Raw genomic sequence first — 14,796 nt, 5'->3', positions numbered from 1 at the left:
TCCTTCGCTGTTAACGCACCTGCACGGAGATCAGCTCGCTACCGTCGTCGCCCAGCACGTGTGTTGAACAGGCGAGGCACGGGTCAAAGCTGTGCAGAGTACGCAGGATCTCCAGCGGTTGCTCGGGGATCGCCATTTTGGTGTTCATCAGCGCGGCTTCATAAGCGCCAATTTGCCCTTTGGGGTCGCGCGGGCTGGCGTTCCAGGTGGTCGGCACCACACACTGGTAGAGATCAATCTTGCCGTCACGAATGGCAGCCCAGTGGCCTAGCGCTCCACGCGGCGCTTCGGTAAAACCGACACCACGGCACTCTGTCGGCCAGGTTGCAGGTTCCCATTTTTCAGTGGACGCGGTGGCGAGATTGCCGTTTTTAAGGTTGGTCATCAACTTGTCGAAGAAGTATTGCAACTTACCTGCGGCCCACTGCGCTTCGTGCGCGCGGCACAAAATGCGGCCCAACGTTGACTGGATGCCGGAAAGCGGCAGGTTCAACGCCGACATCATGCGATCGACCGACTCAACGGTCGCAGCATCGCCTTTGTGATAAGCGATCAATGTGCGTGCCAGCGGCCCCACTTCCATCGCGTTACCGCGCCAGCGTGGCGCTTTGATCCACGAGTAGCGTTCCTGTTCATTCAGCTGCTGAATGTTGGTATCGCTGCCTTTGACATCGCCGGGGTTGTACCACGGGTCGGTAATACCATCGAACGGATGACGCCCGACCTGATCGTTGGGATAACGATACCAGGCGTGATCGACAAATTCCTGCACTTGTTGCGGATCGACTAAATCCACTGGCAGCACATTTTTGAAGTCGCCGTTGATCACCGCGCCGCCAGGCATTAGCAGACTTTTCTCGCCAAAGTCGTTGGCAATATCCGGGAACGCCCCGTAACTGAGGACACATTTATCAGAAAGACCAGTGCCGATTTCGCTCCACGGTTTGTTGAACTGACCGATGGCTAAAGCGTCGGGGATCATCACGTTATTAATGAAATCCGCCGTGCGGGTAATGATCGACTGCACCAGATTCAGGCGCTCCATATTGACCGCCCCGACCGCGCCACTTTCGTCAATGTTGATAGCGCACGGCATCCCGCCAACAATCCAGTTTGGATGTGGGTTTTTACCACCAAAGACCGCGTGGATTTTGACAATTTCACGCTGGAAATCGAGAGCTTCGAGATAGTGAGCAAAGCCCATCAGGTTGGCTTCTGGCGGCAGTTTATACTGCGGGTGCCCCCAGTAACCGTTACGGAAGATCCCCAACTGCCCGCCTTCAACGAATTTCTTCAGTCGGTTTTGCACATCGAAGAAATAACCAGGGGATGATTTCGGCCATGAGGAGAGGCTTTGCGCCAGTTCGGAGGTTTTCCGCGGGTCGGCTTTCAGCGCATCTAACACATCGATCCAGTCCATCCCGGCAAGCTGATAAAAGTGCACCAGATGGTCATGGCACCAGAGCGTCGCCAGCATAATGTTGCGAATGATATTAGCGTTGTCCGGCACTTTAATGCCGATAGCATCTTCGATGGCATAGACCGAAGCCAGAGCGTGTACGCCGGTACAGACGCCGCAAATACGTTCCACGAACGCCCACGCATCGCGCGGGTCGCGCCCTTGCAGAATGATCTCCAGCCCGCGAAACATGGTGCCGCAGGAGACGGCATTGGTGATCACATTCTGATCGTTAATATTCACTTCACAGCGCATGTGGCCTTCAATGCGCGTAATCGGGTCGACCACCAGGCGGCGTCCGGCATTGTTGATGGTGTATCCCTGAGTTTCGTACTGAGTGCTCATGCCTGTTTATCCTCATTGCCTGGCTGTTGTTCGGTTTCTGTAGGTTGCTGGTTATGACGTCTGCGCTGATCAACGGCGCTGGCGACCGCATGTACACCAACAGCCGCAGCCACCACGCCAAGCGCGGTTAAGCCGACGGTATCAGCGGTGGAATGGGTACCCATTTGTGGAATATCGACTACGCGGCTGTAGAATGAACCGCGATCCCAGAAACCATTTTCCGCACAACCCAGACAGCCGTGACCAGACTGGATCGGGAAGGAAACGCCATCGTTCCAGCGTGTGGAGGAACAGGCGTTATAGGTGGTAGGCCCTTTGCAGCCCATTTTGTACAGACAGTAACCTTTACGGGCAGCGTCATCATCCCAGCTCTGCACGAACTCTCCGGCGTCGAAGTGAGCGCGGCGATAACATTTATCGTGAATACGCTGACCATAGAACATCAATGGACGGCCCATTCTGTCGACATCCGGCAGACGATCAAACGTCACCATGTAAGTAATGATGGCGCTCATCACATCCGGGATCGGCGGGCAGCCCGGCACTTTAATGATCGGTTTGTCGGTGATCACTTTGTCGATTGGTGTGGCCTGCGTTGGATTGGGCCGCGCGGCCTGCACGCATCCCCAGGAAGCACAGGTTCCCCAGGCGATAATCGCACTGGCTCCGGCGGCGGCGCGTTTGAGTTTTTCAATAAACGGTCGACCACTGCTGATACAGAACATCCCCTGCTCACCCAGCGGTGGATTACCTTCTACTGCGAGGATATATTTGCCATTGTATTGCGTGATGATGTCTTCAAAGACTTCTTCCGCCTGGGTACCGGCAGCAGCCATCAAGGTATCGTCGTAATCGAGGGAAATAAGAGAAAGAATGACGTCCTTCGCCAGTGGGTGAGCGGAGCGGATAAAAGATTCGGTACAGCAGGTGCATTCAAGACCGTGGATCCACACCACAGGAATGCGCGGTTTATTCTCCAGCGCCCAGGCAATCTTTGGTGCCATTCCCGCGCCTAATCCCAGCGACGTGGCAGCCAGACTGCAATATTTGAGAAAGCTGCGTCGGGTAACGCCCTGACGCCGCATGGCCTGGTAAAATGTTTCCTCGTTATTCATATCGCACGTCTCTTCTCCTTGCGACACCGGCAGGACACCGGGCGCTTATGGTCGGCAAGCGACGTCCCTGTAGCAAGGCAAACCATCGCTTCACGTGAGATGCTGAAAACGAAAGCTCATCCTTCTGCACTGGCGCACGTCGCCAGATAGTATTGTTAATAAAGCGTAGTGAAACTTTTGCACAAAACAATACAAACCATGTGGTTTTATCTTTTAGCGATAAAAATGGACCTATTTTTCTTTTGCCGGGCATTGGGGACGTTTAGCCAGTTGCTAAACGAGTAAAAGAGAAGGAATTCATGGTGATGAAATGATCAAACTGCTGTTATTTCACGCTATCAATGCGGTTTTGGCTGTTTTTCAGGCAAACGAACAAATTAGGGGTTTACACGCCGCATCGGGATGTTTATAGTGCGCGTCATTCCGGAAGTGTGGCCGAGCGGTTGAAGGCACCGGTCTTGAAAACCGGCGACCCGAAAGGGTTCCAGAGTTCGAATCTCTGCGCTTCCGCCAAATAATCAAGGGGTTACCAAATGGTAGCCCCTTTGCTTTTTGGGTTCTTGGTATAAACTTGGTATACCAATTGGTATATTTTCAGTTTTTAATATCTGCGATATTTTCCCGCCAGCACCTCTTTGATGTCTTTGGTATCTCAAATTTTTTCTGAGTTAACGAGCAACTTCCTGATTGAGTGTAAATCCTCGAGGCTACTCAGCTCCTCTTTCATCTCCCGCTGACGTTCGTGGATTTTAAAGCCCTCCGTCACCATGGCCGCCATCATGGCATCGTTCAGCGCAATAAGTTTCTCCCTGGTCAGTACGACGTTGTTATTATCCGCATCAGTCCAGAAAAAACCCTCCGGAAGCAGTCCGGCCTGTGCTGTTGCAACCACGGGGGCAAGGCGTGACTGCGAGGTTTTTCCGCCATCAAAACGACGGTCATCAAACGTGAAAATAAACTCAACGTTTTCCTGACTGTCGCGCCATGCCTCAATTTCCCGCCTTTTGGCATCCTTTGCCGCTGCAATAAGTTCCGGCGTGACGGTGAACGGGGCGATTTCGCCCCATTTCCCGCTTTGCAGCTCCTGCCAGACATGCTGGCCTGTCGGGGCCATATCATCCTGTATGGCGGTATACAGGACGAACTCCGTTTCACCTTCAAATAACACCTCGCAGTCAACCGCACCATTTTCAAGATAATGCGCGTTTCTGATGCCTTTCACCGCTCTGATTTTCATGTCTTATTTCCTTATTACTCAATGCGTACAAAAAGACCGATATAGCCACGCGTTGTATCGTGACTAATGCGGGTCCCCGAAAGCGCCGTGTAACGACCGGGGAAGTTGTATTCACCAGCACCGCCAATCACAACCTGCGGTGAGGATGCGTATGTCCCTGTATCGCTAACCCGTGCACTCATAGCCAGAGGGCCAAGACGGGAACCCGGCACAATATCACCGAGCCCCAGAGACGCATCTGCACCAAAACTCTCCCCCTGATATGCCGCCATAATCGGCACACCAACGGCCGGGTATTTATAATATGAGCCTGAGCCCGCCATCCTGGACAGCAGGTACGCCAGTGAATCTCCGTCGTATACAACTACCCGCGATGACATGTTCCAGCTGTTATCGCTGTCGTTGTACCGGTACTGCATATAGTGAATACAGTGTTCACCCTGATAATACTGGTTGTAGCACATCAGGGTTTTAAATTTGCGGACTGTGTCGGATTCACTGTTGGCGTACGGTGACCACATCACATCAATAATGCCGTTAAATTGCGTGGTACCGGTAAGCAGTTGCGAGGAGTCTGTAATACTGACCGCATACCGCCCCGGCGTGACTTTCTTCAACCACTCAACGAAATCAGACAGCCCCTCAAACGCCAGGGCTTCGGCTCTGGTTAATGCCTGTCCAAACCCATACATCCCGGACAGGGCCAGCCTGCCCGGTGTGCGGTCACGGATATCACTCTGGGGTTCCATCGTCGCAGCCGCGTTCAGCTCAAGCTCCGTGCGCATGGCTTCAGCCGTGTCATGCGCCAGTAATGCGCGGCCCTTCTCTGACAGCAGAGACAGTGAGGCATTCCCGTCTGTATTGAAGTACAGAAGATTATCTGCCCGTTGCGTCAGTGCGCTGATTGCCGTTAAGACGTCATTAAGCGGTTGTTTGCCTGCCAGCGCATTCATCATTGAGGTCGCAAAGTTCGGGTCATTACCCAGCGCCGCTGCCAGCTCGTTCAGGGTGTCCAGAACTTCCGGTGATGAGCCAACCAGCGCAGCAAGCAGTTTGCGCACAAACGCTGCGTTCGCTGCTTCCAGACCGGCGGCATCATCCGGTGGGGTTGGGGTGGTTGGGGTGCCGGTGAAAGCCGGGCTGTCCAGTGGCGCTTTTGTTTTCGTCTCCTCCATGACGGTTTTGACAGCCTTTGGCGTGGCAGCCAGTTCCTCGCTGTCGTTATCCGTGTCACTACACAGTTGCACCAGTCCTTTTTCTGTCGTGCTGGCATTTGTTGCATTCAGGTCATCAACTATCTGCTGTGCCTCATCCCTGTACTGTTTCGCTTCCTGCGCATTGTCTGCGCTCGCTTCCTGACTGATTCTGGCCTGCCGGGCATATTCGGCAGCGTTATTTTCATGGCCCAGCGCAACATTTGCTGACTGCCCGGCACTGGTTGCTGCTGAGGACGCAGCTTCCTTGTGCTGACGGGCTCGTTCAGCAGCATCAACCGATTCATCCCGCGCAGAGCCTGATGTCTGTGCGCTGTTTTCTGCCTCACCCGCAAGACGTTCCGCATCATCACGGGCGGTAGTGGTGGCTTCGGCGCTCTGCTGCGCCTGCGCCACCATTTCCTCAAAGCGTTTCACTACATCAGGTTTGAGGTCGCCTTCATCGGGGGCGGTCAGAAAATCATTCAGTGTGCCGGGCTTTGAGTCATCGTATACAGTAATGTCGCCAACATAGTACTCATCGCGCCAGTCCTGCTTCAGATACACGCAATATTTTCCGGCCTGCGCCTTAAAACAGTACTCGCCACAGTTTCCTGTCACCACGTCGGCAACTGTGCGCATCACCACCTCTGAGGTGTTCACACGGGATTTCAGAATTATGTGGCATCCGGACATGGGGATGCCTGCGCCATCAGTCAACGCACCTGATATCACTACAGACATAGTTTTTCTCGCGATAAATTAAATCAGGAAGAGGTTTCCGGAGAGACGGGCCACTCAATGGCGTTATATGAGGCTTTATCAGTAATAGTGCTGAAATCCATCGCCTGCAATTCCTTTGCGTAAATACGCCAGACTTTCAGTTTTTCTTTTTCTTCATCACTGAGAATGCCCAGCGCCAGGTCGGTAGCCCAACCGGATGTGATATCCTGTGCCGTCATCAGCAGACGCTGACGTTCTGCCTCTGCTTTGGCCACATAATCCACTGGCACAGGCAGCACTTCGCCGTCCTGGTAATACCATCCACCATCAATATTCACACCATCAGGAAGTACATCCAGTTCGGTAACACTTGCATTAAGTGGACAGAGCGCAGAAACATCGGTTGTAATGCTGCGGACAATGTTATTACTGTCATACATGATTTTGTATGTATTCGTCGCAAACTGTTTCTGGCATTCGTACCAGTCCTGACCATCCTCACTGATGAGATATAACGCCCACGCTACTGGTGGATTTTCCGGTGTGTATTCTCTGAAGTTTTTAATGTTTATCATGGTGTTTACCGTTCTTTTACGCGAATTCATATCGACGATACATTCATCCAGGTACCATTCACACAATACTGAATGGTCCGGTAATAAATACCACCAATGTTATCTGCAGAATTGTCGCCAGTATCCTGAACGATTATCCCGGTCATGACGTTTCCGCTACCAAGGTCCTGCGTCCAGGTATACCAGTTACCTGCGGGGGAGTAGCTTTGTCTTGACCCCAGCCTTACAGAAGTGATACTGGCCCCTGTTTTTGCGTAACGTGCATCGAAGTTTCCGTAGTCTGACGGGATAATCTGACGACCACATAGCCAGTTTCCCGACTCGTCCATATACGCCTGCCCGTCCGTACCATTATCTGAACGGCTGTTATTTATCATGTAAATGCCGAACTGCTTATTCCCCAACCCCCCCAGGAAATACTTTCTGTCTGCATGATCCTGACGCAACAAAGCCTGGGCACTGTTTGTGCTTACCGGATTGCGTCCAAGAAAAACACTCTGGTTACGCATATCAATCCAGCCGCCAGAGCTACTGGCTACCATCACCTTATCCGCTGACAAATAGCCATTGAGCAGAATATCCACCATCGCGGTAATGGTATCCTCCTCCAGATAAAAAACTTCATTTCCCTGTACAAATATGGAAAGTGTGCCTGATACCTGCTTTAAACCCGTTTGCCCTTCACCTATCGCAAGTGAATTCCCGCCCAGTATATTCTCTGTATTTACACCAAATGCAGAAGTCTGAGGCAATATCAGTTTCCCGGTCATGGTGTCGCCATCACGCTGAACGGCATTTTTTGCCTTGTCCACCGTGGGTTTTAATCCGAGGTTTTCAACAGCCTCATCCTTGTCTTCCACATCCGAAAGGTTATTTTTTATCAGCAATGCCTCTTCGTTAATTGCACCACCCACCAGTAATAATATGGCTTTATATAGCTGATCGTGTTCTTTTTTATTCAGTTCTATCCCGGCCTTCTCAATGACACCACAGATTTCCTCCTGAATGGCATCCCACATTGCACTGTTCAGCCAGGTGGCAAGACGTCCTGTGCGAAGATTTCCATCAGTAAATCCGTTCTTGCCCGGGCCAAACTTATCTTTTACCGCTGTCAGCGTATCAATCCTGTGCATCTTCATCCTCGTCTGGATAGGAAAATAAAACGACGGTGTGTGACGGACATAATTTATTAATCACGCACTCCGCAACCGTATCCCCCCACATCCGGATCGGTGTGTTGCAGGCGTCTGTGCATGTCTGCCACTGAGCACCGGCATCCACCGGCAACGTCACACGCCAGAAATAACGCCAGCGATCTCCCCATTCCGGATCGGGGCTTGCATCCAGATTCTGGAACTGTTCGATCGTCACGCCGGTATATCCCAGCGCCTCAAGCTGATCCAGGAAGAACTGCTCATTTATGCCACCAGCCACATTGGCTTTTGCTTCAAGACGTTGCTGACGCTGGCGTAATGTCTGGGTTCCGACAGGGGAACAGGAATCAGGTAAACCATACAATTCTTCATAACGTTCAATCAGCTCTGTGGACTGACCGGGATCGATTTCAATCACCAGTTCATCAGCCCGCTGGTGAACACGCACAAGCGATGGTGCCAGACCGTCAAGTACACCGTCGGTATCTGACCATGCAGGTCCCGGCGGCATCAGGCCATACAACAATTTTGTATAATCATCCTGTAACGTATCCATTATTTACTCCTTACCGGGTCATAAGCCTGCCATGTGATCTCCCCGAGCACCAGAAGCTCAGTTTCCCCCAGGTCAATATCCGATGAAGGGTCGATGAGTCGATGGGCCACCTCACCTGCAGATAAACTGATAGCCTCGCTGATTCTGGACAGATACATGCGCCCTTCCGGCACACCATCCCGGAACATCAGCGCATTCAGTTCTGATTTTATTGCCGCCCTGATCTGCGGTGTGTCTTTCGATAACGCAATCGTCATCGGGATGACTTTTTCTGTGGCACCGAATACATACAATCCGCTTCCGGCAACAGGTGCCAGAGGAAGGATGTGGTCCCTGACTGCGTTAATCACGCTTTCATCCGGGGCCGGGTGTTCCGGATCGTTTGTCGCCACCATCACGCCAACCGTTCCAATCCCTTTCCAGTGTCTGAAAGTCCATGCACGGTTAATACCCTGAACTTCTTTCGCCCAGATAACATAATCAGGGTCTGCGCCCCCCTGTGGAATGTAGTAATAACGTTCCATAACGCGGGCACGCCATATTTCCAGATTTTCAATATCTTCACCGTCTGTAATGGTGTCTGCGTACCCTGTGGACGGCAGACCACTGACGGGTGTTCCCAGCTGCATGGCAATACCATCATCCGTATTCCCCGCCGATCCCGGTTCGTCTGCCACAACAGGCACCCGGAGAAGACCATCGGCTGCGGTCACCGTCGCCGTCGTGGTGAAGGTCACCTGATCATCACGCTGGATCTGCGTTCCCGCTGGCAATACCGGCGTCCCCTCTACGCCATCCCAGCGCACAAATCCCCGGGCTGCCACCGCATCTTTTCGCGGGCAACGTTTGATTCTGGCGTGCCGGTACAACCAGTCTTCATCACACATGTCCGGCAACAGATTTCTGGCAAGATAATCGATATACCCGTATAACGTGTGTACGGCTGCAGCCTGTACACGGGCATACACTTCCGCATCCATACGACGAAGCAGCGTATCCTGCTCAAAGCGGGTTAATAAATCGCTCCGGATCATAGAAATAAGTTGCGGGAGGCCGGGGCGATAAAACTGACTGTCAGCCATTCAGTTCACTCCAGATATCATCAAAAATAATGTTGTGAATATTGCCGTCACGCTGGTAAATGGTAATGGCAAGTGCCAGCGAGTCTGTCCCGGTCCGGACAGCGTTAATATCAAGACGGGAAGCAGCACCATCCTCCACCATCCACGCCAGCGCCTCACGGGCATAATCTCTGGCAAGCTGCGGGGTTTTATTTGTCAACTTGCTGCGTCGCAACAGATACAGACGCGACCCCGTGCGATCATTCTGAACCGCAGGCCAGGTATCCCCCCACCATCCAAATATCTGCGGTGCATCATCATCCCGCCCGGCACGTCGCCAGGTAAAAAGCGAAATAATCACAGCACGCGTCAGAAGGTCGAGCGAAGCCCCGGTCGACACGGATCGCCCGTTAACATTAATCATCATGATTTTCAGCCCATCGGTTGGTCCGGCGTGTCAGTGATCCCACCACCATCACCATTTTCGGTGTGTTTGTGGGCATTGTAGGTCTGCCGCATTTGCTGCATGCTGAGTCCGCCACTGTCGCAATTGTCAGTAATATCAGCGGTGGATTCGACAGGCATTTCAAAGCGCGCTTTAGACGCGTTTTTAAAAATAATGGGCTTACCGGCCCCGTTCACCACAATACCGGAACGGGTCAGGACAACTGACTGCCCCTGATCGTCATAAAGCGCCACTTCCCCACGTTTCAGTCCTTTCAGCCGGTAACGTCTGTCAGCCACGACCACAACCACACCATGAGAACGGTCGCCCGCCGGGAATAAAGCAACCCCCTCAGCACCGTTCTGTGCGGCAGATGTAAAACCATAAGGTTCAAGGTGCTCAACGTGTTGTTTCTGATCTCCGGCTATCATTTTCAACCCTACAGACTGACACTTTCTGGCGGAATCCACCGCCGTGATGACAGCCCGGGAAATCAGATTGCGAAGAGAAAACCCGTTCATCAGAAATCCTCCTCAACATTTTTTTTCTTCCTGGCGGTAACAGGCTCGGGGAGATAAGCATCTGCCGGGCCAACCCGTAATTCAGTCGTCGTGCCCCGGTCGTCCTGGTTATAGGTGACTTCTGCGATCACCAGTTCATCATTATCAAAATTATTCAGCGGGTCGAAAACGATGACAGATAACCCCGGACGCCATAACGCGCCACTGCCCTGCCGCCAGCCCTGAACCGTATATGTTGTCTCACGGGTAAGCGCAGCCCGTTGACGCGCTTCAAATTCACAACGGGCCTTACAGGTTGCTGTCGTTGCTGTACCTGACTGCTGAATCAACAAAGGGCGATAACGGGTCACGCCACTGTCCTGAATTGTCTGACGTATTGCGGCAATGGTGGCCTCACCAAAATCATCGTCGTTACCCGGGCGCTGCCCACTGACCTGATATTCAGAAAACCGCTCTCTGATGCTTCTTTCCGTGTCACAGGAAAGAATATTCTCTCCCAGCACCAGTGCTGTCGCCGCTTTGCCTGTTCCGGGTTTTCCCAGAACCAGTCGCCCGCATTCATCGTCATAAGCCAGCCAGCGTCTGAACCTGCCCCAGCAACCGGTTAAGACAATCAGCAACGGTTTCGCCGTGTTCCGGCTGGGCATCAATCACCGCTGTCTGCGGCACGCCAGCATCAACAACGGTGATGCCAAATGGTGCAGCCAGTTCACTGACTATTCTGAGCAGGTTTTTTCCGCTCTGCTGGAGTGGCAAAGCAGAGCAGTCAACCAGATCGGCTGTTTTGCTTCGCCCGACAATTCCCATGCTGACACTGCTGGCGTCATAACGAAGCGGTAGTGCCTCCACATATCCGGTGAGAACTGGCTCATCCCCGATAAGCACTTCAACCAGCTCACCATTTTTTATCCGGGGTTGATAATCCCGGCTTCCGGGCCAGCGGGTGGTAATGGCAACATTAAAATCCCGGGCAATACGGTTAATGCCCGCACTGATACGGACGGATGTCCAGCCGCCCCATTCGCGACCGGAAACCCGAAGTAAAACGGTATTATTCATCTGACGGGTACCCTTAATGCCCTGACCGGAACAAAGCCCGGATGGGAGATGGCATTTCGATCCAGGATATCAGTTTCACGGGACGCATCGTCGTACCATGACGCAGCCAGAACAAGCGCAGGCAGAACTTCCGCTGGCGTTCGCTCTGCGGTTTCCTCCGTCTGAACCAGACGGGCCTGAATATCCCGGTTCAGTTCTGTACGTAATGACGTCAGCTGAAAAAACAGCCTGTCATTCGCCGTACGCCTGAGCTCCTGCTCAATCGCCGCGTTCAGCGATTCGCGTATGATGGTGAGATTTTCCCGCGTGGGTGGTTGTGCTGTCTCATTCTGCTCTGTACTGGCAGCCACACTGTCAAGTGCCGGATGAGAAACATGAATGATATCGGACTGACGTTCAGTGGAACCACCAACAGCCACAACCGCCTGCTGATTTTTCACCAGACTTCCGGGTTGCGGCAGTGAAGTGACCGCCCTTGCAGCCTCGCTGATTGCCGTCGTCCGGATGACTGCAGCCACCAGATTTGTCTGCTGTTTTTGCCTGACAACCGATGCGGAATCTGTGGGCCACACCGCACGCGGTGCCAGTCCTGGATCCAGCGTAATACCGGACATTGTCGTTATGGACTGCACCAGATCCTGTGTGTTGTCCACCAGTCTGGTTCCTGCCCGCCAGGTATCCTGCAACGTATGCACAAAATCACTGGCAACCGATGGCGGCATCAGAATGACGGATAAATCGCCCTGCATCAGCCTCATTCCGGCAGAAACAGCAGAATTAACCATTTTGAAAGCCGTCTGAACGGTTCCCAGCATATCGGTTGCCCGGACAATAACGTCGTTCTGAATAAAGTCCGGTATACCCGCGAGATCAAAATCGCCGAACATGTCCTCAATCAGCTCATCCAGGAATCCGGACGACTCCTCCAGTTTTCTGGCGGTTGCGGCTCCGGCGACCGGAAATGACAGTTCCCCGCTCTCAACAAACTGAAATGAAACCCGGCACATTCGGCCTTCAGTGCTAGAGTGAGAAACGGTCACCTGTCCGTCAATACAGCCCTGCATTTCACCGAACTGCGGATGGATCAGCGTCCCCGGCCCGGCGGTTTCAATCGCTGTAATCAGCCGATCGCGCTGCTCTGCATAATCATCACAAACGAGATACGCATTAATCGTCAGCCGTCGCGTGGCACGCCCGAGATCTTCCGTGTACGGTTTATCACGGTTAGGGTATTCATGGACCTGAACGCGGCGTCCGAACGAACCCTCGTCGCTTTCCACCGAAAACGGAACGCCACGAAATGAAGCATCGTAAAGATTATCGCGCCAGGTCGTTCCGGAAGATGAAGAAAACAAAGAGGACAAAGAAGGTAAGGAAGGAAAATCCATTCTGATACCCCATTATTAACGCCTGAAAGGTGAATACCCAACGTCATGGGTGATTTTCATAAAGGGATCGCCTGTTTTCGGCAAATCGATAACGCGCATTCCCTGTGGCGCATTGTCAAACGTGACTTTGATTTCACCACGTGCTGCCACAGACGATATCGCCGGATTAAGCAAAGGAACATTCGGTTTGTACTGACGCGGCTGATTAAGGGATGCCTGGTATTCCTCATAATTTTTTCGATTAAAAAACGGGGTCCAGTCAGAGGCCAGATATATGCCATGATCCCTGGCCCAGTTAACATCGCTCTCAGGCAGAATTGATTCAAGTGCATTTTCGACGGGCTCCCACATCATAGAAGCCAGCATCCCATATACACCGGCTTTTCCGATAACGCCCCCGCCTTTACCAAACAATCCGGTAGCGGCAGTGACCTTGCCGAGTGTGCGCATATCCTTCGTCACAATGCTGATTGATTTAGTGACATCGGTGACCCACTTTGTCGCCATAAAAATGGCGATAGCTTTAAGGATCGTTTCCCATCCCCCCATAGCCTGGGCGGTGCCATCAATGACTTCCCAGACATTTTTAATAACCGGTCCAACGGTTTCCCAGTTATCAATTATGAGATATGCGCCACCGACGAGAAGCGCAATTAATCCCTTTGCCGGCGTCATATTCATCACGCTACCCATGATTTTTGTTATGCGTGTCAATGTGCCAATCGCCACGCCCATCGTCAGTAATGCCGCACCAGTTTTCGCGATGGTTTTTACGACCTCAGGATTTTCTCTGACAAACGTGCGCACTTCTTCCAGAAAAGGCTTCATCTCTTTTATGCCTTCATTGATTGAAGGCAGGAAGGTATCCCCCAACGTGGAAGAAATCGCATTGATCTGGTTCTGCAGCAGCAACAACTGATTTTCCGTCGTCGCCGCACGGGCGGCATATTCTTTCTGCATTGAGCCGCCATACTGCTGCGCATCCGCCACACGATTAAAATTGGTTCGCAACAAATCCAGATTCGTTAGCAGCGGCGCAATGGCTCCCAGAGACTCCTTCCCGAACAGCGCATTAAGCACAGCAGCCTGTTTTTCTTTCGGCACTTTCGCCAGAGAATCCAGTACGTGCAGCATGGCCCCACGGGCGTCTTTCTGCATATCCGCCGCCAGTTTTTTCGGGTCAATGCGCAACAGGCGAAGCGCTTTTTTCTGCGATTTGGTGGCAGAATTCCCCGCTGTCAGCGACAGCATAAAATTCTTTATCCCCGTCGCCGCAATTTCTGATTCCACCCCCATTCCGGCAATGGTTGCCCCCATTGCGGCAATCTCTCCGGAGGCCACCCCCGCAACACTGCCTAAAGGGCCAATACGGGTCACAACATCAGAAATCTTTTTCGCACTCGCAGGACCGGTATTACCAAGATAGTTAATCTTGTCCGCAAGTCCTGCCACCTCTCCCTGTGTCAGTTTAAAGGCAGTGCGCCACTGTGCCATCATCTGGCCGGATTCTTCTGCCGTGGTGTCAAAGGCCACGCCCATCTTCACGGCGTCGTCAGTAAACTGCATCAGCTCGTCACGGGCGATACCAGCCTGACCACCCGCCGCCACAATTTCGGCGATACCTTCCGCCGACATGGGCAGTTCTGTTGACAGGTCGCGCACCTGCTCCGTCATTGCCTTAAACGCTTCCGGCGTATCCAGACCATCCACCACTTTCCGGACATCCGCCATTTTTGATTCAAGGGCAATGGCAGATTTGACCGGGAGCGCCAGCGCCCCCAGTACTGCGGTTCCGGCACCCGCTGCGCCCAGTGACAGGCTGGCAAACTCCTTTTTAAAACCTTTCAGCTGGCGCTGCATTCCCTTCAGCGGTGCCGATACCTTATCCACGGCAGTGATGATCGCCTTCAGCTGAAAACTGTCAGCCATGCTTCATCTCCTCGTTAATGCGGACGGCCTCGGCTT

General features: G+C 52.7%; 12 protein-coding genes, 1 tRNA gene and 1 pseudogene. 1 reads left to right on the top strand and 13 read right to left on the bottom strand.

The features are described 5' to 3' along the window. Nucleotides 1-10: 10 nt before the first annotated feature. Together hyaB and hyaA are read right to left on the bottom strand one after the other, a co-directional pair. Nucleotides 11-1,804, bottom strand: a complete 1,794-nt coding sequence (gene hyaB / locus QUE34_RS06050) for a Ni/Fe-hydrogenase large subunit (RefSeq protein WP_000107368.1) — start codon at nt 1,802-1,804, stop codon at nt 11-13. Continuing rightward, nucleotides 1,801-2,919, bottom strand: coding sequence for a hydrogenase 1 small subunit (hyaA, locus tag QUE34_RS06045; RefSeq protein ID WP_001353311.1), 1,119 nt, complete (start codon nt 2,917-2,919; stop codon nt 1,801-1,803). The genes hyaB and hyaA overlap by 4 nt, the downstream gene beginning before the upstream one ends. A gap of 425 nt (nt 2,920-3,344) precedes the next feature. Here hyaA and QUE34_RS06040 point away from each other — a divergent pair. Next, a tRNA-Ser gene (locus tag QUE34_RS06040) sits at nt 3,345-3,432 on the top strand. 139 nt (nt 3,433-3,571) lie between these two features. Here the strand turns inward: QUE34_RS06040 and QUE34_RS06035 are convergent. The 11 genes and pseudogenes from QUE34_RS06035 to QUE34_RS05985 all read right to left on the bottom strand — a co-directional run bounded on the left by QUE34_RS06035 (nt 3,572) and on the right by QUE34_RS05985 (nt 14,760). Then, nucleotides 3,572-4,156: a DUF4376 domain-containing protein gene (locus QUE34_RS06035; RefSeq protein ID WP_100733702.1), complete on the bottom strand. Its 585-nt coding sequence runs from the start codon at nt 4,154-4,156 to the stop codon at nt 3,572-3,574. 14 nt (nt 4,157-4,170) lie between these two features. Beyond that, nucleotides 4,171-6,093, bottom strand: coding sequence for a prophage tail fiber N-terminal domain-containing protein (locus QUE34_RS06030; RefSeq protein ID WP_179799921.1), 1,923 nt, complete (start codon nt 6,091-6,093; stop codon nt 4,171-4,173). Between the two features lie 23 nt (nt 6,094-6,116). Then, entirely contained in the window at nt 6,117-6,647 is a 531-nt protein-coding gene (locus tag QUE34_RS06025; RefSeq protein ID WP_215260606.1) for a tail fiber assembly protein, read from the bottom strand. A gap of 26 nt (nt 6,648-6,673) precedes the next feature. After that, nucleotides 6,674-7,780: a phage tail protein gene (locus tag QUE34_RS06020; protein WP_286338941.1), complete on the bottom strand. Its 1,107-nt coding sequence runs from the start codon at nt 7,778-7,780 to the stop codon at nt 6,674-6,676. After that, nucleotides 7,767-8,357: a YmfQ family protein gene (locus tag QUE34_RS06015; RefSeq protein ID WP_075843142.1), complete on the bottom strand. Its 591-nt coding sequence runs from the start codon at nt 8,355-8,357 to the stop codon at nt 7,767-7,769. The genes QUE34_RS06020 and QUE34_RS06015 overlap by 14 nt, the downstream gene beginning before the upstream one ends. Then, nucleotides 8,357-9,439, bottom strand: coding sequence for a baseplate J/gp47 family protein (locus QUE34_RS06010; protein ID WP_075843143.1), 1,083 nt, complete (start codon nt 9,437-9,439; stop codon nt 8,357-8,359). The genes QUE34_RS06015 and QUE34_RS06010 overlap by 1 nt, the downstream gene beginning before the upstream one ends. After that, nucleotides 9,432-9,845 (bottom strand): phage GP46 family protein, encoded by a 414-nt coding sequence (locus QUE34_RS06005; protein WP_057697897.1) that lies wholly within the window; start codon nt 9,843-9,845, stop codon nt 9,432-9,434. The genes QUE34_RS06010 and QUE34_RS06005 overlap by 8 nt, the downstream gene beginning before the upstream one ends. 5 nt (nt 9,846-9,850) lie before the next feature. Then, nucleotides 9,851-10,384: a phage baseplate assembly protein V gene (locus tag QUE34_RS06000; protein WP_075843144.1), complete on the bottom strand. Its 534-nt coding sequence runs from the start codon at nt 10,382-10,384 to the stop codon at nt 9,851-9,853. Continuing rightward, nucleotides 10,384-11,443 (bottom strand): annotated as a pseudogene (locus QUE34_RS05995) (phage baseplate assembly protein). Before QUE34_RS05995 ends, QUE34_RS06000 begins: the two are co-directional and overlap by 1 nt. Further along, entirely contained in the window at nt 11,440-12,831 is a 1,392-nt protein-coding gene (locus QUE34_RS05990; protein WP_286338940.1) for a DNA circularization protein, read from the bottom strand. Before QUE34_RS05990 ends, QUE34_RS05995 begins: the two are co-directional and overlap by 4 nt. A gap of 15 nt (nt 12,832-12,846) precedes the next feature. Then, nucleotides 12,847-14,760: a phage tail tape measure protein gene (locus tag QUE34_RS05985; RefSeq protein ID WP_075843146.1), complete on the bottom strand. Its 1,914-nt coding sequence runs from the start codon at nt 14,758-14,760 to the stop codon at nt 12,847-12,849. Nucleotides 14,761-14,796: the final 36 nt, after the last annotated feature.

The organism is Escherichia sp. KS167_9B (assembly GCF_030295215.1).
GTDB lineage: Bacteria > Pseudomonadota > Gammaproteobacteria > Enterobacterales > Enterobacteriaceae > Escherichia > Escherichia coli_F.
The sequence above is the reverse complement of the archived record's forward strand: the minus strand, read 5'-3'. Positions and strand labels throughout refer to the sequence as shown.

Coding starts and splice junctions, on each gene's coding strand:
- hyaB (WP_000107368.1), bottom strand. CDS start 1,804: ATGAGCACTCAGTACGAAACTCAGGGATACACCATCAACAATGCCGGA.
- QUE34_RS05990 (WP_286338940.1), bottom strand. CDS start 12,831: ATGGATTTTCCTTCCTTACCTTCTTTGTCCTCTTTGTTTTCTTCATCT.
- QUE34_RS06005 (WP_057697897.1), bottom strand. CDS start 9,845: ATGATGATTAATGTTAACGGGCGATCCGTGTCGACCGGGGCTTCGCTC.
- QUE34_RS06020 (WP_286338941.1), bottom strand. CDS start 7,780: ATGCACAGGATTGATACGCTGACAGCGGTAAAAGATAAGTTTGGCCCG.
- QUE34_RS06025 (WP_215260606.1), bottom strand. CDS start 6,647: ATGATAAACATTAAAAACTTCAGAGAATACACACCGGAAAATCCACCA.
- QUE34_RS06030 (WP_179799921.1), bottom strand. CDS start 6,093: ATGTCTGTAGTGATATCAGGTGCGTTGACTGATGGCGCAGGCATCCCC.
- QUE34_RS06010 (WP_075843143.1), bottom strand. CDS start 9,439: ATGGCTGACAGTCAGTTTTATCGCCCCGGCCTCCCGCAACTTATTTCT.
- hyaA (WP_001353311.1), bottom strand. CDS start 2,919: ATGAATAACGAGGAAACATTTTACCAGGCCATGCGGCGTCAGGGCGTT.
- QUE34_RS06035 (WP_100733702.1), bottom strand. CDS start 4,156: ATGAAAATCAGAGCGGTGAAAGGCATCAGAAACGCGCATTATCTTGAA.
- QUE34_RS06015 (WP_075843142.1), bottom strand. CDS start 8,357: ATGGATACGTTACAGGATGATTATACAAAATTGTTGTATGGCCTGATG.
- QUE34_RS05985 (WP_075843146.1), bottom strand. CDS start 14,760: ATGGCTGACAGTTTTCAGCTGAAGGCGATCATCACTGCCGTGGATAAG.
- QUE34_RS06000 (WP_075843144.1), bottom strand. CDS start 10,384: ATGAACGGGTTTTCTCTTCGCAATCTGATTTCCCGGGCTGTCATCACG.